The sequence below is a fragment of the Neorhizobium sp. NCHU2750 genome, assembly GCF_003597675.1.
Classification (GTDB): Bacteria; Pseudomonadota; Alphaproteobacteria; order Rhizobiales; family Rhizobiaceae; genus Neorhizobium.
In genome coordinates this window covers 2,893,600-2,912,043 of sequence record NZ_CP030827.1, presented here as the reverse complement: position 1 = coordinate 2,912,043, position 18,444 = coordinate 2,893,600, and the positions used below count along the sequence as shown (strand labels likewise).

The 18,444-nt window shown below is 57.1% G+C and carries 29 protein-coding genes and 1 pseudogene; 18 read left to right on the top strand and 12 right to left on the bottom strand.

What is annotated here, in order from left to right; translation table 11 throughout:
• Nucleotides 1–80 precede the first annotated feature (80 nt).
• The 7 genes from NCHU2750_RS14350 to NCHU2750_RS14325 all read right to left on the bottom strand — a co-directional run bounded on the left by NCHU2750_RS14350 (nt 81) and on the right by NCHU2750_RS14325 (nt 3,082).
• Nucleotides 81–1,205: a tyrosine-type recombinase/integrase gene (locus NCHU2750_RS14350; protein ID WP_162939635.1), complete on the bottom strand. Its 1,125-nt coding sequence runs from the start codon at nt 1,203–1,205 to the stop codon at nt 81–83.
• The gene (locus NCHU2750_RS30555) at nt 1,180–1,350 is read right to left on the bottom strand and encodes a hypothetical protein (RefSeq protein ID WP_162939634.1); all 171 of its coding nucleotides are present in this window, start codon (nt 1,348–1,350) and stop codon (nt 1,180–1,182) included. The genes NCHU2750_RS14350 and NCHU2750_RS30555 overlap by 26 nt, the downstream gene beginning before the upstream one ends.
• Before the next feature lie 2 nt (nt 1,351–1,352).
• Nucleotides 1,353–1,574 (bottom strand): hypothetical protein, encoded by a 222-nt coding sequence (locus NCHU2750_RS14345; RefSeq protein WP_119941117.1) that lies wholly within the window; start codon nt 1,572–1,574, stop codon nt 1,353–1,355.
• The gene (locus NCHU2750_RS14340) at nt 1,571–1,852 is read right to left on the bottom strand and encodes a hypothetical protein (protein WP_119941116.1); all 282 of its coding nucleotides are present in this window, start codon (nt 1,850–1,852) and stop codon (nt 1,571–1,573) included. Before NCHU2750_RS14340 ends, NCHU2750_RS14345 begins: the two co-directional genes overlap by 4 nt.
• Nucleotides 1,849–2,523 carry a hypothetical protein gene (locus NCHU2750_RS14335; RefSeq protein WP_119941115.1) on the bottom strand — a complete coding sequence of 225 codons (675 nt, stop codon included), beginning with the start codon at nt 2,521–2,523 and terminating at the stop codon, nt 1,849–1,851. The genes NCHU2750_RS14340 and NCHU2750_RS14335 overlap by 4 nt, the downstream gene beginning before the upstream one ends.
• The gene (locus NCHU2750_RS30550) at nt 2,523–2,843 is read right to left on the bottom strand and encodes a hypothetical protein (protein ID WP_162939633.1); all 321 of its coding nucleotides are present in this window, start codon (nt 2,841–2,843) and stop codon (nt 2,523–2,525) included. The genes NCHU2750_RS14335 and NCHU2750_RS30550 overlap by 1 nt, the downstream gene beginning before the upstream one ends.
• 74 nt (nt 2,844–2,917) lie before the next feature.
• Entirely contained in the window at nt 2,918–3,082 is a 165-nt protein-coding gene (locus NCHU2750_RS14325) for an Arc family DNA-binding protein (RefSeq protein WP_119941113.1), read from the bottom strand.
• Between the two features lie 110 nt (nt 3,083–3,192).
• On the opposite strand from NCHU2750_RS14325, the gene NCHU2750_RS14320 reads away from it, so the two are divergent.
• Nucleotides 3,193–3,723, top strand: coding sequence for an Arc family DNA-binding protein (locus NCHU2750_RS14320; protein ID WP_119941112.1), 531 nt, complete (start codon nt 3,193–3,195; stop codon nt 3,721–3,723).
• Nucleotides 3,724–3,754: 31 nt separating this feature from the next.
• Here the strand turns inward: NCHU2750_RS14320 and NCHU2750_RS14315 are convergent, their stop codons facing one another.
• From NCHU2750_RS14315 to NCHU2750_RS14300, 4 genes are all read right to left on the bottom strand, one after another.
• Entirely contained in the window at nt 3,755–4,198 is a 444-nt protein-coding gene (locus NCHU2750_RS14315; protein ID WP_119941111.1) for a hypothetical protein, read from the bottom strand.
• Nucleotides 4,199–4,209: 11 nt separating this feature from the next.
• A complete protein-coding gene (locus NCHU2750_RS14310) occupies nt 4,210–4,944 on the bottom strand; it encodes a KilA-N domain-containing protein (RefSeq protein ID WP_119941110.1) in 735 nt (244 codons plus the stop codon).
• Entirely contained in the window at nt 4,944–5,279 is a 336-nt protein-coding gene (locus NCHU2750_RS14305) for a hypothetical protein (protein ID WP_119941109.1), read from the bottom strand. Before NCHU2750_RS14305 ends, NCHU2750_RS14310 begins: the two co-directional genes overlap by 1 nt.
• Nucleotides 5,280–5,364: 85 nt before the next feature.
• Nucleotides 5,365–6,090 carry a LexA family transcriptional regulator gene (locus NCHU2750_RS14300; protein ID WP_119941108.1) on the bottom strand — a complete coding sequence of 242 codons (726 nt, stop codon included), beginning with the start codon at nt 6,088–6,090 and terminating at the stop codon, nt 5,365–5,367.
• Nucleotides 6,091–6,273: 183 nt separating this feature from the next.
• On the opposite strand from NCHU2750_RS14300, the gene NCHU2750_RS31300 reads away from it, so the two are divergent.
• The 8 genes and pseudogenes from NCHU2750_RS31300 (at nt 6,274) to NCHU2750_RS30945 (ending at nt 10,632) form a co-directional block, all read left to right on the top strand.
• Complete coding sequence (locus tag NCHU2750_RS31300) at nt 6,274–6,414, top strand: hypothetical protein (RefSeq protein WP_502703850.1); 141 nt, start codon at nt 6,274–6,276, stop codon at nt 6,412–6,414.
• A 40-nt stretch (nt 6,415–6,454) separates the two neighbouring features.
• On the top strand, nt 6,455–7,903 hold the full coding sequence (locus NCHU2750_RS14290; protein WP_119941106.1) for a replicative DNA helicase: 1,449 nt from the start codon (nt 6,455–6,457) through the stop codon (nt 7,901–7,903).
• Nucleotides 7,903–8,127, top strand: coding sequence for a hypothetical protein (locus NCHU2750_RS14285; RefSeq protein WP_119941105.1), 225 nt, complete (start codon nt 7,903–7,905; stop codon nt 8,125–8,127). Before NCHU2750_RS14290 ends, NCHU2750_RS14285 begins: the two co-directional genes overlap by 1 nt.
• Nucleotides 8,127–8,972 (top strand): LvrA C-terminal domain-related protein, encoded by an 846-nt coding sequence (locus tag NCHU2750_RS30545; protein WP_162939632.1) that lies wholly within the window; start codon nt 8,127–8,129, stop codon nt 8,970–8,972. Before NCHU2750_RS14285 ends, NCHU2750_RS30545 begins: the two co-directional genes overlap by 1 nt.
• Nucleotides 8,973–9,225: 253 nt before the next feature.
• A pseudogene (locus tag NCHU2750_RS14275) lies at nt 9,226–9,378 on the top strand (ClpX C4-type zinc finger protein); the annotation flags it as partial.
• Between the two features lie 23 nt (nt 9,379–9,401).
• Nucleotides 9,402–9,806 (top strand): hypothetical protein, encoded by a 405-nt coding sequence (locus tag NCHU2750_RS14270; protein WP_162939631.1) that lies wholly within the window; start codon nt 9,402–9,404, stop codon nt 9,804–9,806.
• Entirely contained in the window at nt 9,803–10,093 is a 291-nt protein-coding gene (locus tag NCHU2750_RS14265) for a hypothetical protein (protein ID WP_119941102.1), read from the top strand. The genes NCHU2750_RS14270 and NCHU2750_RS14265 overlap by 4 nt, the downstream gene beginning before the upstream one ends.
• On the top strand, nt 10,093–10,632 hold the full coding sequence (locus NCHU2750_RS30945; RefSeq protein ID WP_245480249.1) for a DUF6362 family protein: 540 nt from the start codon (nt 10,093–10,095) through the stop codon (nt 10,630–10,632). Before NCHU2750_RS14265 ends, NCHU2750_RS30945 begins: the two co-directional genes overlap by 1 nt.
• A gap of 140 nt (nt 10,633–10,772) precedes the next feature.
• On the opposite strand, the gene NCHU2750_RS14255 is transcribed toward NCHU2750_RS30945, so the two are convergent.
• Nucleotides 10,773–11,033 (bottom strand): helix-turn-helix domain-containing protein, encoded by a 261-nt coding sequence (locus NCHU2750_RS14255; protein WP_119941101.1) that lies wholly within the window; start codon nt 11,031–11,033, stop codon nt 10,773–10,775.
• Between the two features lie 637 nt (nt 11,034–11,670).
• Here NCHU2750_RS14255 and NCHU2750_RS14250 point away from each other — a divergent pair.
• The 9 genes from NCHU2750_RS14250 (at nt 11,671) to NCHU2750_RS14210 (ending at nt 18,442) form a co-directional block, all read left to right on the top strand.
• Entirely contained in the window at nt 11,671–11,901 is a 231-nt protein-coding gene (locus NCHU2750_RS14250) for an Acb2/Tad1 domain-containing protein (protein ID WP_119941100.1), read from the top strand.
• A gap of 123 nt (nt 11,902–12,024) precedes the next feature.
• Entirely contained in the window at nt 12,025–12,342 is a 318-nt protein-coding gene (locus NCHU2750_RS14245; protein WP_119941099.1) for a hypothetical protein, read from the top strand.
• Entirely contained in the window at nt 12,335–12,589 is a 255-nt protein-coding gene (locus NCHU2750_RS14240) for a hypothetical protein (RefSeq protein WP_119941098.1), read from the top strand. The genes NCHU2750_RS14245 and NCHU2750_RS14240 overlap by 8 nt, the downstream gene beginning before the upstream one ends.
• A gap of 283 nt (nt 12,590–12,872) precedes the next feature.
• Nucleotides 12,873–13,139 carry a spike base protein, RCAP_Rcc01079 family gene (locus NCHU2750_RS14235; RefSeq protein WP_119941097.1) on the top strand — a complete coding sequence of 89 codons (267 nt, stop codon included), beginning with the start codon at nt 12,873–12,875 and terminating at the stop codon, nt 13,137–13,139.
• On the top strand, nt 13,140–13,610 hold the full coding sequence (locus NCHU2750_RS14230) for a terminase small subunit-like protein (protein WP_119941096.1): 471 nt from the start codon (nt 13,140–13,142) through the stop codon (nt 13,608–13,610).
• Nucleotides 13,588–15,099: a terminase large subunit gene (locus tag NCHU2750_RS14225; protein ID WP_119941095.1), complete on the top strand. Its 1,512-nt coding sequence runs from the start codon at nt 13,588–13,590 to the stop codon at nt 15,097–15,099. The genes NCHU2750_RS14230 and NCHU2750_RS14225 overlap by 23 nt, the downstream gene beginning before the upstream one ends.
• The gene (locus NCHU2750_RS14220; RefSeq protein ID WP_119941094.1) at nt 15,099–17,177 is read left to right on the top strand and encodes a portal protein; all 2,079 of its coding nucleotides are present in this window, start codon (nt 15,099–15,101) and stop codon (nt 17,175–17,177) included. The genes NCHU2750_RS14225 and NCHU2750_RS14220 overlap by 1 nt, the downstream gene beginning before the upstream one ends.
• Nucleotides 17,174–17,410, top strand: coding sequence for a hypothetical protein (locus NCHU2750_RS14215; RefSeq protein ID WP_119941093.1), 237 nt, complete (start codon nt 17,174–17,176; stop codon nt 17,408–17,410). The genes NCHU2750_RS14220 and NCHU2750_RS14215 overlap by 4 nt, the downstream gene beginning before the upstream one ends.
• A 30-nt stretch (nt 17,411–17,440) precedes the next feature.
• A complete protein-coding gene (locus NCHU2750_RS14210) occupies nt 17,441–18,442 on the top strand; it encodes a hypothetical protein (RefSeq protein ID WP_119941092.1) in 1,002 nt (333 codons plus the stop codon).
• Nucleotides 18,443–18,444 lie beyond the last annotated feature (2 nt).

Genomic DNA, 18,444 nt, shown 5'->3' with positions numbered 1-18,444 from the left:
TGAAAAGAAAAAAGCCCCTGATGGGGCTTCTTCATCCCCCGAAGGGGAAGGATGGTGGGCGTGACAGGGAGGCGAATTAATCATTTTGCCTTTGTTTTTGCTGTGTTTTTCGTTTTAATTCCCTCACCTGAATTAGGGTGAGGGATTTCTATGTTCCCGATCTGGTCCGCGACGATGCGGCTTGTCTCGATCCCGAGCTTCTTACGGTCCACGCCCTTGGTGTAGATTTCGGCGGTCGAGATCTTCGTCCAGCCATACTGAGCCATGAGCTGGTGACTGCCAGCGCCGCCTTCTGCCGCTAGTGTGGCCGACAGCTTGCGGAGGCCGTGGGACGACTTCTTCACGCCAGCCTCATCGCATCTATCCCTGAACCAGTTGCCGAAACCGGCGCGGGTAAACGGCTTGCCGTGGCTCGTCTCTACGAGGTGAAGGCCTTTCCGCGGGGTCGCGTTGATCAAGTCGAGAAGATCGTCGGGAAGCTCGATCGTCACCCTGGCACCGGTCTTGTCGGTATCGATCGACAGCAAGCGCCCCTGAATGTGCTGCCTTCCGACCACGGAGACGTCGGCACGGCGGAGACCGGCCAGCAGCATCAATTCCATCGCCAGCCGCTCGGCGGTGCCTACGGCATGCCTAGTGCGAAAAGCGCGCACGTCGTCTACCGTCCAAGGCGGGTGGCCGTCAGTCCGGTATGTCGGCAGAACGATGTCGATCGTCGGGTCGACCGGCACAATACGCATCCGCCGCGCCCAGCCGAACATTCCCCTCATGACCTTCAGGAAGTTGCCGGCGAGCGCTGGCGTCTCGTGACGCTTGTCCACACCCTCTTGGATGACATCATTCGTGAAAGCGTTGAGCGCGTGGCGAGAGTTCTTCTCGAGCACCTTTGCCATGATCAGGCGCTGCTGCTTCTGTGTTGCCGGGCTGTAACCGGCCCACTTGGCGCTCTCGCTGGTGTATCGGTCCCAGAGCCAGCCCAGCGTTCCCTCGTAAACCTTCGGGGCCTCGATCGGGTTTCCGGTCAGCGCTGCCATGTAAGCAGCTTTGAAAAGCGGATCGGCCGGGTTCGGCAGGCGAGTGCGCTTTCCCTTCCCGATGCGAAAATAAAAGACCCACTTTTTATGGCGGGTCAGTTGCTTGTGAACGTGAAGAGGGAGCTTTCTGGGCATCCCTGATTCTTCACAGGCTGGGTCGCGAATAGTCAATTGGGCTTTCCTTCGCGGCCGGCGCGGTCGGATCGACGACAAACACTGCGTCACCGATGCGTATCTCGATACGGCAGCCTGTTTCTTTGGCGACTTCCGCGGCCCGGCGCATGTCTTCTTTTCGGATGAGAGCAGGGGCTGACACGATCAGTTCTCCCCACTATTCGACTTATCCACAGGGTCGGATAGGTCCTGATTTATCAGCACGAAGCCGGTGTCGTGACTGATTACCGTTCTCCACCGGCCGCCGTGAACTTCTCGCATCAAGTCGGCTAAATGTTTCGCCACGGCGGCAATCTGCACGGCTCTGATGCTTGCGTTTGCGACTTGCGTTTGAAGCATCGGGTGAATGGTGGATGTCTTGCTCATCGCGGATCCTCCGCAAGGCCCATTTTCCAGCTACCGTCGAACACCGATGCCCCTTCACGGATCATGCAGACGTCATCGGATATGATTTTCAGAACACCGGAGAGCATGTGCATATTTGCGCCAGCCTCGCCCTCAGGATAGTTCATATCTTCCATGAACTTCCTTGCCATCATTGTGAGATGATGAAGGTCATTCAACGCATAGAAGAGGTCGGAAGGCTCAAACTTGCCCTGATCGACGGAAATATTCAGCGCTGGAATTCTCCAAAGGTCGCTCATGCTTCCTTTCTCCCTTCATCGCGCTCATCGATCCAGGCAATAACCTCCTGAAGCTGTTCGGTGGATAGCTCAGCCAGAGATGCTTTGAACTGCAGAACAGCGCGAAGCCGGAAATACTTCCCGTCGCCTTCGTCCTCGGCGCCTTGTTCCGCTGACAACATCGCCCGTTGCAGCTCGTGCATGAGGAATGTTTGGATCGCCTCTAGATACTTGCCGGCTGAATTCAGACGGTAATTATTACCGCATTGAGGGCGCTCCATGATGCCCCCTACGAGATCGATGCAGCCATTCAACGCATCGAACAGGGCGAGGTGTCCGGTGCCGCGTACCTCGGCCAGCGGCGGGAACCGTTCGATCATCTCCAACGAACGGTTAAGGGCGCCGGAGCTTCGAACTTCAATCTGCTCGAAATATGCCATCGCTCCTTCGATCAGCGCCTCAGACATTTTGCTGCCGGCAAAGGCGCGCGCCTCTTTCTGTAGGAGGCGAAGGGCCGCCAATGCGCTAGCCGCGGTCGTGGCAACATGCTCACCATCCTCGATCGCCGCGATTGAAGCATGGAACTCGCCTTCTTCAGGTGTCCCTTCGATAGAGAAAGGCAGATCGTTCACCTGCTGCTCAGCGCAAAGGTATCGGGCGATGGCGTCGTTAAGCTTGTCAGAGAGGATCATCACATGTCCTTCCCAATAGCAAAGAATGCGTTTTCGAGAAGTCTGGCACGATAGCTGACGTCATTCCACGCGAATGCCAGCTGGTCGACTTCATCGGCGCTAAGGAGAATGTGGAAGGCATCGTCCGGCTTGCGATCACCCGTCCGATCAACCATCGCATGATCAAGCAGATCGCCAAGAATGTTGCTCATGTGGGTGAGGCAGCAGATCTGGTGTTCCAGGTTGCGAAAGCCTCGGATCAATTCGAGCTGCGAAACAACGTTCGCGCTTAGTTCGCCTATGCTTTTAGGCGCAGTTGTGCTATCCCGGTGATCGCTCATCAGGCAGTTCCTTCTGTTCTGTTGATGACTACGCAGCGGCGGGGAAGGTCGCCAAACACTCGCCCCGCCTGCTGCTATTCTCCGGCCGATGCCGGCGTTTCCTTCGTCAATCGATCCATCCGCTCGCGGACTGCCCGAATGATTTCGCTATTCTGCGAACTTCCGTTTTTCTCAGCTTCCTGATCGACGAAAAGCTTGAGGTCGATTGGAAGCCGCAGTGAAGTTGTAACCCTCGACATTTCGTCCTCGTTAAGGTTAATGACACCACATTAGTGTCGCACCATTTTAGTGTCAAGACATAGCACCAAAATAGTGCTATCGAGCCTGTGAATTCTTACAGGGGTCGATAATGGTTGATGCTGAAACTCGGATAACCTTGCGTTTGCCAGTGGCGCTGCGCGATAGGCTGACGAATGCATCTGGCAGGAACAATCGTTCCATGAACGGTGAGATAGTCGAGCGTCTTAAATACAGCTTTGACGGCGTCGACGAAGAACTCATAAAGCTGATGAAGGAAATCGCGGATCTGAAGACCCAAAATCAAGCTCTTATGGAATCCAACCGGACCCTTAAGCGCTTTCAAGAAGCCTACGAAAGGCAGGGATCTGATAGTGCTCGCATTGCTCAAGGCTGGGAAGAGTGGGCTACCCGCCAGTTCACGGACGAGAACACCGCTTACATTCTCTTGGACGGTGAAGGCGTGCCGCAGAGCTGGGACGAGGCGCTTACCCACCTGAAGGCGATCAGAGAAGCTTTCGGTGACAGCGTCGAGCGCATCGAAGCCAACTTCATTGACACGAAGCGCGAGCCTCAAGAAAGGCGCGTCGAGCAATTGGCGAAGCTTACAGCCTTCTATCGCGGGAAAAACGCCGTCGGCTAGTGATGGATTGAAAAACTGACGCATCACGCCCTCACTCACGCAGGCCGCGCATGAAGGGGCCGCCATTGTTTTTGAACGCCGCAAATATCTCCTCGAACGACTTTGGCCGATGTTCGATTTCCATGTCCGCGCTGGCAAAGCAGTATGCTATGTGCGCCGGCCCATGCATGGCACCATCCTCTTCGACGTTATGGCCGTTCAGATGATCGATGAATCCGCAAAACCCCTGTGCCATTGAGTGGCATGCTATAGTCGCGATCCGATCCCCGTTCGTTGCCGTGGCAACGCTACGCTGTCCAGGGAATAAATTCTGCGCGTGCTGCACCATGCGCTTAGCGTCAGCTTCGGGCAAAAAGGCTCCAGCCAGCTCTTCTATGTCAACCCAAAGGAAATCCGGTTCGTCGTGCGGCGGTGTGAAAAACGAAACCGGCTTGCCGTTGATTTCAGCCGTCGCTAGAAATTTTGATTTGGTCATGTCGGTCTCTTTCACAGCTTGAATTTTTTCTGGCCGATGCTTTCGGCGATGTAGCGCTCGACACGAAACCCGAGGCCGTTACGGATAGCTGCGCGGGCTTTCCCCGCATCAAAAAGACGGCGCCAGCGCCCACCGAGCTTTGATCTGCTGCCGTAGTCCGGTGAGCATCCCATTTCGATCAGTCGATTGCCCAGCCAGACGGTGCCGCCTCTAATTGAGGGCCACTTTTCTTCGGCCCAAAGTTCCCCGGCCGAACAGGTCGACGGCGATTCAATCCGGCTGCGAAGCTCTTCCAGCTCGTGCTTGGCTTCCGCGAGTTCGGCCACCATAGGTGCCAAGGCTTCACGGACCATGACGCCAGTGCAGTTCTTGACAATGCTGCCGATGATCTGGCGATCGTATTCCGATAAGCCGCTGGCCGTACCTGCAGCTCGTCCTTCCATCACGGCGCGAACCTGGGTGTTGCACCACATGTGGAACTCGGTGGACAAGTACTTCGCGTAAGCAAACGCGATCTGCCAGTGAGCCCAAGTGGCGCCACCCTTGCCGCGCTGCGTCTTCATAATGTGGCTGTGGGCCATATTAAGGGAAACAGACACCGCTTCGATAAAGGCGGAGCCTTCTTTCCTAGCCCATTCGGCAGGGCGCTTGTTTTCAGGCTCGCCTGCGGCCTTCCACATGCTGGTGAGAGACATGCGGTCGGCTTTGAGGTCGATAATTTGTCCCTGATAGACGAGCTGGGTCATCACTTCTCCCCCTCGACCAGGAGAGACCGAAGGAAAGGCTCCGCCAGCGCGTAGTCCTTTCCGCCATACTCCGGCATATCAAGGCAAGTGAGCAGGGTGTCGCGGTCACCGACGGTCCCATTGAGCAGATATGCAATCTTGCTCTGCACGTCTTTTGCCGTAAGGCATGGAAGCCTCACGAAGTTTCGGAATGCTTCGATCTCGGCAGATTGTGTGCGATCGCTTTCGACCTGGTCGAATGACTGGCCGGCATCGTCGAATGTTGCTTCGTCCGCGATGACTGAGGCGCGGTGCGACTCGATCGCATGCAGTACAGGATTGATGTTCAACATCATGTTCAGCTCCGTTGTTGGAGCTAATTATGCGCAATGAATATTTTACGTCAAGCTGCCATTTTGATAATTATTCGAAATGTAGAAATCAAGCGGCGCCCGCCAAGGCGATAAAATGGACACTGACCACAGAGTCCGCTGGAAAGCGTAGCTCCTTCGGCGGGTTGAACTGTTCAAGTACAAGCTCGACGGCATTGTGACGCACGAATTTTTTGACGTAAGCCCAAGGCTGGCCATGCTCTTCCGTTTGGATCTGGGCAATCACATAGTCGCCTTTACGCACCCGGCGCGTCGGGTCTACGAAGCAAATTTCGCCATCCTCATATCGTGGCGACATGCTCTCGCCTGATACCTGAGCGCCGTATGCACCAGAGACGTGGGATAGGACCGGAGGAGCAAGAACTTCGAACAATATGTTGCCGTTCATGATGAATTCACCGTCTATTCCGCCGACCGCCTGCCCATACACAGGAATGGTCTGACCATAGCCAACCAGCTTTTCTCCCACTTTAGCATTCGATGGTTCTAGCTTGTCCAGCGTTGCGCTAGGCTCCTTCGCGACGGGTGGAGCAGATGTCGACTTGGCTTCCGTCTCTCCTGGTCCGGGGCCGCGGCCAGCAAGCAGCCAGTCGATCGAGACCTTAAAGAAGCGCGCATAGCGTTCCGCATGCCGGTCAAACTTTCGTTGGCCGTTCTCGTGTGCCGCGTAGGTGGGATATGCCATCCCCAATGCTTCCGCAGCGGAGATTGCTGAATAATAACCCGCATATCTGCGAGCCTTTTCCAGTCGTTCGTGTGGGGTGTTCGTGCTCATAAAATTCGTATAGCACAGAAAAATACGCGTAATGCATTTTCGAAGATTGAATTAGAAATATACTTAATGCATAATTGCCTGACCGCATAACAAGTCAGGAGGCTCCAAGTGAGCGATTTGCCCCCGATTGATGGGACATTCCTTAAAGGAGTGAGAAAGAAGCGCGGCTGGTCACAGGTTCAGATGGCCGACTATCTCGGCTGTTCACAAGGCAGGATCTCCAAGTTCGAGCTCGGAGAGAAGATTGGCAAGCCATATCAGAAACTCCTCCTTAACCTGGTTCTTCAGCCGCCCCAGGCTTCTAAGCCGTCGGTGTCCCCATGATGCGCCACGCACATGCATACGCGTGCGAGGGGAGGGCCTAATGCAGCTGCCCGTCGTCGCCCTCAATCTCGACCAAAGCGGCTTCGTTCCCGAACTGGAGCAAGAGGTGCTTGGCGCGCTTCTGCTTTCTGGACAGCATTCCGTTGTTCGCGGGACAGTCCGGGCCGAGCATTTCATCCAGCCTGTTCATCGACGGATCTTCGAAGCCATTGAGATGGCGGCAGATCAATACGGATCTTCGAGGCTTGACCTCGTCTTTAGGATGTTCACGCCTGAGGACGTAAAGCGGCTGTCCGACGATCTCAAAGCACCACTTCGGGAATATCTCACCGGTCTGGCAGGATACACCGTCGGCGGTGCCGGCGGCTTGAAGAACAGCGTGCCGAATCTCATTCAGCAGTGGGGCCGTATATCCGCCGGCATCGAGGCCGATCGGGTGCGTCTGGCGTCTACCGACCCTTCGGTTGATGCTGGCGCGCTGATCCGGACCGCTACACGTGCGCTCGATGACGTCGCAGCGGGTCTGCGTGGTGCAGGTAGGAGCAGGACACGCTATTCGCTCTCAGAAGCCGCCGACGAAGCGCTGGAAGAAACGCAGAAGGCCATGACATCCGGAGCAGGCCTCACTGGCATCACCTGGGGCCTGACCGACGTCAATCAAGCGACAGGCGGCATCCACAAGGGCGAAATGGTCATCCTTGGCGCTCGTCCCGGCATGGGCAAGACCGCCGTTGCTCTCGGCGTTGGTATGAAGGCCGCGCGATCCGGTGCCGGTGTAGGCTTCATATCGCTAGAGATGCGATCCGGCCGCCTCGCCATGCGCGCCCTTACTGACATCGCTTACGACTGGAACATCAAGGTTCCGTACAACGACCTTATCACTGGTCGCGTCAACGAGAACGACTTCGAAGCAATTGTCGCCGCCAAGCAGGATTTCAATAAGCTCCCTCTGTGGATCGAAGAGCAGCCCAGTCTTTCGATCGCCGACCTGCGGGTAAAGCTCGACCGGATGCAGGATGTCGCCGCTCAAGGCGGCAAGACGATCGACCTTCTGATCGTGGATTACTTGCAGCTTCTATCTGCTTCGTCGAGATACTCCGGCAACCGCAACAACGAGGTGTCTGAAATATCGTTTGGCCTTCGCCAGATCGCCCGCGAAAACAATATCGCGATGGTGGCGCTATCCCAGCTCAGCCGCGGTATCGAGAGCCGGGAAGACAAGCGGCCGATGTTGGCCGACCTGCGCGATTCTGGCTCTCTTGAGCAGGACGCCGATACGGTCGCCTTCCTCTACCGGGAGGCCTACTACCTCGCCCACCAGAAGGGGAAAGACCCAGACGCCGATATGGAGCGCCTGGATAAGCTCGCCGAGTGCGAGAACAAGCTCGAATTCATCATCGCAAAGCAGCGCAACGGATCAGTACGAACGATCGACCTATTCGTCGACATCGCGTCTTCGGCTGTTCGCAACGCCGTGAGGTATTTTTGATGTCAGACTTTGATTGGAATGAAGCAGCTAAAGCGGGCGACATAATCGTTCGCTCCCAAGATGCGATCGCCGTCTACGAAAACGATGATGGCGATATCGTCATCAGGCGGCAGGCTGACCCATACATCGAAAATGAAGATGTCTTCGTCGTCATCCCGCTAGAGAAGGCGATTGATGTTGCTCGGAAGATTGTCGATGTCGCGAACCAGAGCGGTGACGACTAATGGCCCAAGCCCCTCAACTCAAGGTGCGGAATTGGGAGCAATTCCAGCATTACAAGGATAGAAATCCACCGTGGATCAAGCTGCATTTCGCTCTTCTCGCTAGCGAGGATTGGGTTTCCGTAGACGATGCTAGCAAGCTGCTAGCAGTTGTGTGCATGCTGGTCGCGTCCCGGAATAATGGCTTCGTTCCGAACAATCCGGCTTACCTCAAGCGCGTTGCGTATCTTGATGCGACGCCAAATCTTGAGCCATTGATTTCATGCGGTTTTCTCGAAAATACGCTAGCAGATGCTAGACCAGCGCAAGCGGACGATAGCGCTCCGCAAGCGGATGCTAGACCAGAGACAGAGACAGATACAGAAGATAAAGATTCTTCCTCATCGCAGCCTCCGGCCGCGAAGGTGAATGAGGCCCTTTCGAAGAAAAAAGCTCTTGAAGCTGAATTCAACGAAACGTTCTGGCCTGCCTATCCTCGCAAGGTCGAAAAGAAGGATGCTCTGAAAGCGTTCCTCAAGGCTCGCGGCGTTGCCTCCCTCGACACGATCATGGCCGGCCTTCGCGCATTCGCTGCCGAGGTGGCCGGCAGCGAGCCCCGGTTCATTCGGCATGCATCGAAATTCCTCAACGGCGAAAGCTGGAACAACGCTGCAGAGACTGCATCGGTCTCGCCAGCCGTCGTCGACGAGGCTACGTGGACGAAGCGCCTCACATATGGCCGGCGCGAGGGCAAATGGGCCTCCACCAAATGGGGCCCAGCACCAGGCAAGCCAGGCTGCATCGTCCCGGCAAATCTCATCCAACCCGAAGACGGCGCTAACTGGCGCGAGTGGGAGCAAGCAGCATGAGCAAGGTCATCCCTTTTCCGACGAAACCACGCGGCCCGTACTGGTGTGGGGCGCCGATGAAGAACCCACCAAGAGTTCACCCTGTTGGGCCTTTGCCGACAGAGGTGCGCTCAAGGCGCAAGAAGCGCCGGCAGGTGGGGAGGGCGGCATGATTTTCAGCAGAAAGGAGCGCGATCGCCGACAGCAGCAGCTACTCGACGCGATGCGTGAGAAAATCGAGGCCGAGCGGAGAGCCGAGGTGGCCGAAGCCGAGTTGAAAAAGCTGAAGGCAAAGCCAGAAACGGTTCTTCATTGCTCGTTCTGCGGAAAGAGCCAGCACGAGGTCCGCAAGCTGATTGCCGGACCAACGAACAACTTCATCTGCGACGAGTGTATCTATCTCTGCGTGGGCATCTGCTTGGAGCAACAGGCATGACGGATCATTCTGCGATGCTCGATAATGCTGCCCAAGCAATCTACGACCGGCCGGCTTTCGACGGTGACCCGATAGGTGTTCACCTCGCGCATTCCATGCACATCGATGCGGCATCCTCATCTGTCGAAGAGCTGCGCGACAATGTCATGGACGTATGCCGACAGGCGGCGATAGCCGCTGCGGTGTCGATCAGCGAAGACCTGAAGCGGATGAATATCGATCCGCTGCCGACCCAGCGGATGGTCCTCCAAACGAAACCTCGCAGCTCCGACCTGCGATTTATCTCCTACGTTTACGCAGGGATGACCGCATGGGCCTGGTATCTCGGAACAGTCCCAGATGCATATGTCGCCATGTTATTGGTCATCGCCTTTGCCCACGCGATCGCCGGTGAAGTTCTGAAGGAGTTGGGTCGATGACCATAGCCGAACGCAAAGCCCGTGAGGCTCACGACCGGGAAAATCCGTGGCGCCCGATGAGCGAGAAAGCTCCGGTCGGCCTGATCTGCGATCTGCTGTTTGACGACATGGTCGGGCATTTCGCTGCGGAAGGTGTGAGGTTCTTCCTCGATGCCGACGGCAACTGGTACCGCGCGGACGCTTCGTCGATGCCGCTGGCAAAGGCGATCAACTGGCGGCCTGCCTATTGCTTCCTTACCCCAGAGCGCCGGGCGCTGCTGAAGTCGAATGCGAGGAGAGCGCTGTAATGCCGAAGATCAAACTGAAACGCCAGCCGAAGCCGAAGAAGCCTGCGCTGCCGGCTCCTGGCTGCATGGTGCTGCCAGAGGATAGCCGCATGCCTACGGCTCGCATGAAGCTGCCGCCACAGCCGCCAAGGACGCCGGCTCCTCGCGTAAAATCGTCAAAGGTGAAGGTTTCCCGCACTGAAGTGGAAGGTCGCCTGATGACGGCCATGCGAACGCTGCGCGCCATGCCCGATCGGGAGCGCCGGTTCTTCATCGTGAAGTCGTCGTCGCCGGACTACGTGCAGGAATCCGTGACGGCTTACGCTTCGGTCGAGGATATTGGTCCGCGCTTCCAGCCGTCGCCGGCCGATGTCTCGGATTGCCTTTATGCGCTGGCGTGGGTCCGTCACCTGGACCGAGCCGCTTGGCAGATCCTTTGGTGGAGATCCTTCGAGCTGTCGTTCGGCGTGATCGGCAAGTACATCGGTCGAAGTGATGAAACAGCCCGTAAGAGGTTCGAAACGGCTATCACCGATGCGTGGATCGCAGCTAATGTGTGATTTCACCATGAAAATCGAAATTCTTGGTGAAATTGCCTACAAAACGCTTGGCATAGTTGGCACCGAATGCCATGTTGCGTGAAATAATCGGTGATTTGCGCGTGACGCACACCGCCAGAGGCCCTGCACGACGGGGCTTTTCATTTCAGCTTTTCAATCACGGCGCTGATCTCAGGCGGCAGGAAACCCATTTTCAGCGGGCTTTCCGATGCTAGCTGGATAAGAGCCCAGCACGCGGCGGAGATGTGCACGTCCCTGACTTTGGCCCGGCCCGCCTCTAAATCCTCATATGTCCGAACAGGAATGCCCATGATCGCAGCGAATTTCGCCTGCGAAATCTGGGCACCAGTGCGCCAGTGTTTGAGGATGTTTTCGCCGGTTACAGTCGTTAACCTGAACATTGAATTTTCACCTTTCTATTGATAAACTTCGGGAACCGGAAGGGTGGTCTAGACCCCTCCGGCCCCCGGTTACCGGCTAATGGAGATAGTCAGTCTCCATCTTCCGATCCGGACTTGGACGGTGAGCTTGATGCTCATGTGGCCCTCCTAGTCCTACCGAAGCGGGATTGCTTCGGTAACATTGTTGTCCCACGGTTTCCGTGGGGACGCAAGTGTAAATCCACGGTTTCCGTGGTAAAAATTGAAGGCCGTCCGATTAGTCACCGGGCGGCCTTTTGCTTTTGGTGGTTCAGGTAAATTTGCAGCGCTGTCAGCAGGAAGTATCCCAAGGGCAGCAGTTCGTTTATCTTCTCGATCATTTGATCACCCCCTTTCCTAATAGCGTCCGTATGCACCGCGAATGGTTGCGGACACCAATCGGATACCGGTCTTTCTTTCACGGAGGGAGAGTTCGATTGCCTGAGTAGACTATACTCGGGACGATAATTCAGATCGGGAAGCATCTCCGTTCGGTGCCGAGGGCCAGGGCCGTAAACCCTGCGCAGCGAGGATAGAGCTGCTAGCTAGGTGCTTCCCGTACCCACCTAGCCCCGCCATCGTGCGGGGTTTTTCTTTGTCATAACCCAGAGAGGCAACAATGACCGAGCACGTCAAAAGCGAATCCGACGCCCGCACCGTGAACAACGCCGTGCGCCATACCTATCGCGTCCTCAGTGACGAAGAGAAGGCGCAGATGGTCAAGATCAAGGACGCCGGTCAGGCCCTCATCGATATCATCAACGAGACCGGCAAGAGCCGTGAACTTTCGCTGGCACTGACAAATGCCGAGCAGTCGGTCATGTGGGCGGTCAAGCACGTCACCGCATAACGAAGATCTGGCCCGAACTGAAGTCGGTAAGGGGTACCCAGCCAAGGAGCCTTTCAGAGGGCGCTGGGCGAAGCAGCACGTCGCGGCCTGCCAGTATCCAACCACCAACCAGAGGATTTCCAGATGAGTGCAGAAGACGAAACAGTCGTCGATCGGCAGGAATTCATTGCCATGGCATCGCGCGCCAGCGACGAAATCAAGGCTCTGCGCGGTCAGATCGCCTTCCTCGCGCCGAAGGCTCAGGCATACGACGCCTTGGTCGTGGTCCTCGGCATGATCCCGGCTCGCCCTCAGACGATGGGTGAAGACCTTGCGGGCCTTCTCGATCGCCGAGTGCATTTCTTGAAGGACGCCGACAAGCCGAAGCCGCCACCGCCTGGCGCAAAGGGTGTGAAATCGCCGGTGAGTGACGACGAAGCGGAGGGTGTGGAACATGCTTAACGCTCCGAATGATGAAGCCACCGCGCAGCGCGACAAGGCGATCCAGCAGTTCATCGAAGACAGCCGCTTCGCCAAGGTGGTCAAAACTTCCCATGGTTCAGCGATCCTGATCGACGGGCATGTCATCGAGGTTATCTCGAGCGAGCAAGCTTTCGTGGTTGATGCGATTGTTCGCGCCCTTCGTTCGAGCCGTGTTGATTGCGGCACGGCGGTCAACACCATGAGCCAGGCAGAGGCGACGTCTTGACGCGCTTCACGATGATGCTTCCCGATCGGTTGTGGCGTTGCCGTATCGGTCGGGTTCAACTCAAGCCGGGGGTGACAATGGTCTGCCCCTTCGCGTGCAATAACTTCTTCTGACGTTTGGAGGGAGCGGGTTATCCAGGCTAGGGCAACCGATCCCGGGCCTCATTGCATGAAAACAAGGTTTCGCTCGCGGCTCAGAACCTCGCCGGCCGCTCCGGGGACGGAAGCCCCCACATATACCGGCGCAAGCGGACAAATCGGAACATCAACTTTAGGAGGCTTCAATGGCCGCTCAGGATCTCGCCAACGGCGGGAATGCAATCAATGCGCCCGCTGGGAAGTTCGCAGCCGTCACGCCCCATGCCAGCAATGACCTCGGCTTTGTATCCCGTGCCATCTATGTGGGTGGCGCTGGCGATATCGCTGCTGTTGACGTCTCTGGCAACGTGGTCGTGTTCAAGGCCGTCCCAGCGGGCACGCTGCTGCCGATCCGTGTAGCGCGCATCAATGCCGTCAACACCACGGCAACCAACCTGGTGGCACTCTGGTAAATGGCACGCCCAACGAAATACAGCGAGCAGCTGGTCGACAAGATCTGCTCTCGGCTTGCGGACGGGGAAAGCCTTCGCTCGATCTGTGAAGACGATGCAATGCCAGACAAGGCGACCGTTTTGCGTTGGTTGTCTGATGATAAAAACGCTGGTTTCGCGACCAAGTACGCGCGGGCGCGCGAAATGCAGGCCGACGCTCTGTTCGATGACATGATCGACATTGCCGACGATGGCCGCAACGACTGGATGGAAAAGCGGAACGCCGACGGTGAAAACATCGGCTGGCAGGAGAATGGAGAAGCGCTGCGCCGCTCTGACCTTCGTATCAAGACCCGTCAGTGGATGGCATCGAAGCTGCAGCCGAAGAAATACGGCGACAAGCTGGATATCGACCAGAAAACGACGGTTGAGGCAGGCGACAGCATTACAGCGCTGATGCAGGCGATCGATGGGCGCACCCGCACTAAGTGAGGAGATAGTCGAGCGCTGGGCTGATCGCCGGTGGCGCTTGAACAACCTGTATTACATCGAGGACAAGTACGGCAACGTCGTGCTGTTTCAGATGAATGCGGCTCAGGAAAAGCTGCTCGACGAGCTGCACTATCTGAACATCGTGCTGAAAGCCCGGCAGATGGGATTCTCGACGTTCATCCTCATCCTGGCGCTCGACTGCTGCATCTTCAATACCCACTTTTCGGCAGGCCTGATCGCGGACACGATCAAGAACGCACAGAACCTGCTGGATAGGATCAAGTTCACGTATGCTCGGCTGCCTGAGGCTATCCAGCGCGCGGTCGAGATCACGACGGAAAACCAGACTGAGGTGGAGTTCAGCAACGGCTCAGGTGTCGAGGTCGGAGTATCTCTTCGCTCCGGCACGAAGAACCTGCTGCATATTTCCGAATACGGGAAGATCTGCGCCAAGGCGCCGGACAAGGCCAAGGAAGTGAAGTCGGGTTCGTTGAACACGCTGGCAGCTCGACAGCTTTGCTTCATCGAGAGCACGGCAGAGGGTAGGGGCGGTGACTTCTACGATAAGGTTCAGCAGGCCCGGAAGATAATCGACAGTGGCAGAGAGCCGGGGGATATGGACTACCGCTTCCATTTTTTCCCATGGTGGCAGGACGCGACGTATCAGCTCTTCCAAGAGGTGCTGATAACCGCTGAAGACCAGAAGTATTTCGACGAGCTGGCATCAGAGCATGGCATTCGCCTGACCGACCCACAGAAGTGGTGGTACGTCGCGAAGAAGGCCGAGCAAGGCGATGACATGTGGAAGGAATATCCGTCGACCCCAGACGAGGCATTCCGGGCCGCGAAAGAGGGCGCTTACTTCGGATCAGAGATGCGGGCGCTGCGCCAGCGTGGCAGGATCGGCAGCTTCCCGTTCGTGCCGAACATCGTCGTAAACACGTTCTGGGATTTCGGCCTCGGCGACACTCAGTCGATATGGCTGCATCAGGAAGTAGCCGGCGATAATCGCTTTGTTGGTTACTTCGAAGATAGCGGCATGGGTCTGGGCTACTATTTCAACTGGCTCGATAAGTGGGCAACGATACGCGGCGCGCGCTGGGGTGTGCATTACGGGCCGCATGACATCGACCATCGCCGCCAGACTGGAACGTCGGGCAAGGCAGAGACGATCAAGACCATGGCCGCCGCTCAGGGCTGGATGTTCACGACAGTTACCCGGAACCCGGACAAGCAGAATGCGATCATGGGTGTTCGTGCCAAACTGCCTGGCTGCTGCTTCGACGAGGCTGAGACCGCCAAGGGCGTTGAGCATATCGAAAACTACAGCCGTGATTGGGATGAGAAGATGGGCGTGTGGCGGAACTACCCGCGGCACGACGAGCATAGTCACGGCACCGACGCGTTCATGACCTTCACCGATGGATACACGCCACCGGTGAACGACGATGACGCATGGGATAAATTCAAGACCGTAAGGGTGGCCTGATGGCTGATGGCGAAAAGACAATCGATCGGCTCACGTCGGTCGTGAAGTCGCTTGTCGAGGATTGCGAGACCTATCGCGACGAAGGCGAGAAGGACCGCACACGGGCGAACGAGTATTTCGACGGCAAGATGACCGACCCCGGCATGACGCCACAGGTTGGCCGGTCTGAGGTCGTTTCTCGCGATGTCCGTGCGATCACGAAGAAGGCTCTTCCTTCTCTGATCCGAACCATTCTCGGCAATGATAAGGTCGTTGAGTTTGAGCCCGTTGCCGAGGGCGACGAAGAGCATGCAGCACAAGCAACCGACTACATCAACTATGTCGTGTTTCCCGAGAGCAACGGCTATGAGGCGGTGCAGGACGCAATCAACGACGCGCTGAAGCTGCGCAACGGGATTATCCGCTGGTATCGCGACAAGAAGATCACGGTCTCGGTCTCGGAGCATACAGGCGTTGGCGAAGATGAACTCGTCCAGCTCGTGGCTGACGACAATGTCACGGTTCTGGAAGCGGAGCAGAAGCTTGAGGCGATGCAGCAGCCCGACGGCAGCATGCAGCTTATGCCTGTCTACGATCTGAAGCTGAGACGACGCGATGAGCGCGGCAAGAACAAGATCGAGGCGGTACCGGGCGAGAAGTTCCTGATCCACCCGAACGCGCTAGACATCGAGGAGAGCCCAATTGTCGGGTTCAACGACAAATACACGCGGTCCGACCTGATCGCGATGGGCTACGATCGAGCCAAGATCGAGAGCATCCCAGCCGGCGACGGCGACGACGAGAAGGACCAAGAGGAAGACACTCGCAGGCGCGATATGTACGACCGTGGTGATGAAAGCGGCGCGCGCGAGCTGGAAGAGCTTGAGTATTACGAGCTTTATGTCCGGGTCGACGAAGACGACGACGGCATCGCCGAGCTGCGCCGCCTGGTCTATGTCGGATCGATCAAGCAGGAGTTCCAGCTCGAAAACGATGAGTGGGACGAGGTGCCATTCGCCGACATCACGACCGAACGCAGGCCGCATCAGCGAGAAGGAGTATCGATCGCTGACGATCTGATGGAAATCCAGAAGGTCAACACGGTTCTGCTACGCGAAACACTGGATAACATTTACTGGCAGAACAAGCCCCAGCCGATCGTGAAGACCGGGACAGTCGAGAACCCGGACTCGGTGCTGAACCCATCGTTCGGAAAACCTATCCGCATGAAGGCGACGGTTGGCAACTGGCGTGAAGCTCTTGGATGGACCGAAGTGCCATTCGTCGGCGATCGATCCTTCCAGATGATCGAGTACATGAAGAACGAGGGGCAGGAGCGCACCGGTATTTCGGACTCCGCTGCTGGCCTACCGCCTGACGCGCTACAGAACGTCACTGCAAAGGCATCAGCGCTGATCGAACAATCGGGTATCGGCCAGACCGAACTGATGGTTCGCACGGTGGCGCGCGGGCTCAAGCGGGTGTTCAAGGGCCTGCTCCGCCTGACGATCAAGCATCAGGACAAGCCGCGCACGCTGAAGCTGCGTGGTCAGTGGGTGACGTTCGATCCCCGGCCGTGGAATGCCGAAATGGATGCGACCGTCAATGTCGGCCTAGGGGCCGGCACACGCGAGCGCGACATGATGGCAGTGCAGGCGGTCATGAACCTGCAGGAAAAGCTGCTTCAGAGCCTGGGCGCGGTGAACAACCCGTTTGTGACGCCTCAGAACCTCTACAACGGCATTGAGAAGTTCGTCGAAGCCGTCGGCCTGCCATCTGGGGACATGTTCTTCACCAAGCCGACAGAGGAACAGCTCAAGTCGCTGATGGATTCGATGGCGAACAAGCCCGATCCTGAAATGGAAAAGGCGAAGATGCAGGCCGAGACCGAAAAGGCAAAGGCAGCAAGCCAGCTTCAGATAGCCACCATGCAGGCCGAATCCAACGAGCGTCTGAAGATGAAGGAACTTGAGATGGAAGACGCCCGCAAGCGCTACCAGATCGACCAGGAGCTTCAGCTTCGCCGGCAGCAGAACATGGCTGAAATCATGGCGGGTAATGCGCCCCGGCCTGTCGTATTGGGAGGTGCTGCAGGATGACGCCCGAACAGAAGACGGCAGCAGCCCGCAACCTCATCGAAAACCCGCTGACCTTGTTGCTCCTCCACGAGATGGAGCAGGACGCGGTAGACGCAATTATAGGCGCCAAAATCACGGATGACGCCAAGCGCGCAGCCTACGCGGCTGAAGTACGCGCGATCAGGAATTTCCGAGATACGCTCAACCTCCTGCTGGAGGAAGCCAAGGCCTCGGGAACCCGCGCCCCGGCATAACGCCAGGGCCAAAACCCAATAGGGAAAGCCATGACTGTAAACGAGAGTGCCAACCTGCCGACCAACGGCGGGAGCAAAACCGTTGAACCCTCGACTGACCTCGATACCTCCGATGACTACAGCGGTGTCTGGGAACCCGAAGACGACGATGAAGAAGACTTCAGCGACGTCGCGGACAATCCCACCGGTGGAGCCGACGAGACCGATAGCGAGACGGGTGCGGCCGATGAAGGCCTAGAGACCGGCGAAGGCGAAGGTACCGACGACGAGAATGATGGAACCGGCAACGAAGAGCAGTCTGAAGAGACCAAGCTCGACGAAACCGTCGTCACTCTCAAGGGCGGTGAGCAGGTTCCCGTAAAGGAGCTTAAGCTCGGTTACATGCGCCAGCGCGACTACAGCGCGAAGACACAGGAACTCGGCAATCGTGGCCGGGCGCTCTCCGAAATGTCTGACCGCGTGAACAACACCGCCAAAGCATTTGCCGAATTTCTGATTGCCCAGATGCCACCGGAACCAGATCCGGCGCTGGCGATGCAGAACCCTGATCAGTACACGCGCCAACGGGTGATGTTTGAAACCGCTGCCCAGCGGGTCAACCAGATCCTCGAAATGGCGAATGTGCCGAAGCAGGTTGCCGGCCAATTGACGAAGGAACAGCATGACGCTCTTCTGAAAGATGAAAGCGCCAAGCTCGCAGAGGTCTTTCCGCATACCGCGGACCCGGCCAAGCGCGAAACCTTCTTCAAGGAAGCGTTCGAAACTGCCCGTGAACTCGGCTACTCCGACGAGGAGATGGAAGGCGTCACGGATCATCGCCTGTTCGCACTGGCTCATTACGCCCAGATCGGCCTGAAAGCCGTCGCAGCGCGTCGGAAGGCCATGACGAAGGTGAACAACGCTCCTCCGCCAGCGGCGAAGGGACGAGCGCAGAACGCATCAGCGCAGCAGGCTAACAAGCAGAAAACGGCAATGGCTCGGCTCAGACAGTCCGGATCGATCGATGACGCGCTCAAGGTCGATTGGGATTAACC

Bases quoted from the DNA above. Each gene is read 5' to 3' on its own strand.
- NCHU2750_RS14290 (WP_119941106.1), top strand. From the start codon at position 6,455: ATGCAGCTGCCCGTCGTCGCCCTCAATCTCGACCAAAGCGGCTTCGTT.
- NCHU2750_RS14305 (WP_119941109.1), bottom strand. From the start codon at position 5,279: ATGATGTTGAACATCAATCCTGTACTGCATGCGATCGAGTCGCACCGC.
- NCHU2750_RS14315 (WP_119941111.1), bottom strand. From the start codon at position 4,198: ATGACCAAATCAAAATTTCTAGCGACGGCTGAAATCAACGGCAAGCCG.
- NCHU2750_RS14220 (WP_119941094.1), top strand. From the start codon at position 15,099: ATGGCTGATGGCGAAAAGACAATCGATCGGCTCACGTCGGTCGTGAAG.
- NCHU2750_RS30945 (WP_245480249.1), top strand. From the start codon at position 10,093: ATGCCGAAGATCAAACTGAAACGCCAGCCGAAGCCGAAGAAGCCTGCG.
- NCHU2750_RS31300 (WP_502703850.1), top strand. From the start codon at position 6,274: ATGGCCGACTATCTCGGCTGTTCACAAGGCAGGATCTCCAAGTTCGAG.
- NCHU2750_RS14245 (WP_119941099.1), top strand. From the start codon at position 12,025: ATGAGTGCAGAAGACGAAACAGTCGTCGATCGGCAGGAATTCATTGCC.
- NCHU2750_RS14230 (WP_119941096.1), top strand. From the start codon at position 13,140: ATGGCACGCCCAACGAAATACAGCGAGCAGCTGGTCGACAAGATCTGC.
- NCHU2750_RS14235 (WP_119941097.1), top strand. From the start codon at position 12,873: ATGGCCGCTCAGGATCTCGCCAACGGCGGGAATGCAATCAATGCGCCC.
- NCHU2750_RS14250 (WP_119941100.1), top strand. From the start codon at position 11,671: ATGACCGAGCACGTCAAAAGCGAATCCGACGCCCGCACCGTGAACAAC.
- NCHU2750_RS30545 (WP_162939632.1), top strand. From the start codon at position 8,127: ATGGCCCAAGCCCCTCAACTCAAGGTGCGGAATTGGGAGCAATTCCAG.
- NCHU2750_RS14225 (WP_119941095.1), top strand. From the start codon at position 13,588: ATGGGCGCACCCGCACTAAGTGAGGAGATAGTCGAGCGCTGGGCTGAT.
- NCHU2750_RS14255 (WP_119941101.1), bottom strand. From the start codon at position 11,033: ATGTTCAGGTTAACGACTGTAACCGGCGAAAACATCCTCAAACACTGG.
- NCHU2750_RS14310 (WP_119941110.1), bottom strand. From the start codon at position 4,944: ATGACCCAGCTCGTCTATCAGGGACAAATTATCGACCTCAAAGCCGAC.
- NCHU2750_RS14210 (WP_119941092.1), top strand. From the start codon at position 17,441: ATGACTGTAAACGAGAGTGCCAACCTGCCGACCAACGGCGGGAGCAAA.
- NCHU2750_RS14340 (WP_119941116.1), bottom strand. From the start codon at position 1,852: ATGAGCGACCTTTGGAGAATTCCAGCGCTGAATATTTCCGTCGATCAG.
- NCHU2750_RS14240 (WP_119941098.1), top strand. From the start codon at position 12,335: ATGCTTAACGCTCCGAATGATGAAGCCACCGCGCAGCGCGACAAGGCG.
- NCHU2750_RS14265 (WP_119941102.1), top strand. From the start codon at position 9,803: ATGACCATAGCCGAACGCAAAGCCCGTGAGGCTCACGACCGGGAAAAT.
- NCHU2750_RS14300 (WP_119941108.1), bottom strand. From the start codon at position 6,090: ATGAGCACGAACACCCCACACGAACGACTGGAAAAGGCTCGCAGATAT.
- NCHU2750_RS14215 (WP_119941093.1), top strand. From the start codon at position 17,174: ATGACGCCCGAACAGAAGACGGCAGCAGCCCGCAACCTCATCGAAAAC.
- NCHU2750_RS14270 (WP_162939631.1), top strand. From the start codon at position 9,402: ATGCTCGATAATGCTGCCCAAGCAATCTACGACCGGCCGGCTTTCGAC.
- NCHU2750_RS14285 (WP_119941105.1), top strand. From the start codon at position 7,903: ATGTCAGACTTTGATTGGAATGAAGCAGCTAAAGCGGGCGACATAATC.
- NCHU2750_RS14335 (WP_119941115.1), bottom strand. From the start codon at position 2,523: ATGATCCTCTCTGACAAGCTTAACGACGCCATCGCCCGATACCTTTGC.
- NCHU2750_RS14325 (WP_119941113.1), bottom strand. From the start codon at position 3,082: ATGTCGAGGGTTACAACTTCACTGCGGCTTCCAATCGACCTCAAGCTT.
- NCHU2750_RS14320 (WP_119941112.1), top strand. From the start codon at position 3,193: ATGGTTGATGCTGAAACTCGGATAACCTTGCGTTTGCCAGTGGCGCTG.
- NCHU2750_RS30550 (WP_162939633.1), bottom strand. From the start codon at position 2,843: ATGAGCGATCACCGGGATAGCACAACTGCGCCTAAAAGCATAGGCGAA.
- NCHU2750_RS14345 (WP_119941117.1), bottom strand. From the start codon at position 1,574: ATGAGCAAGACATCCACCATTCACCCGATGCTTCAAACGCAAGTCGCA.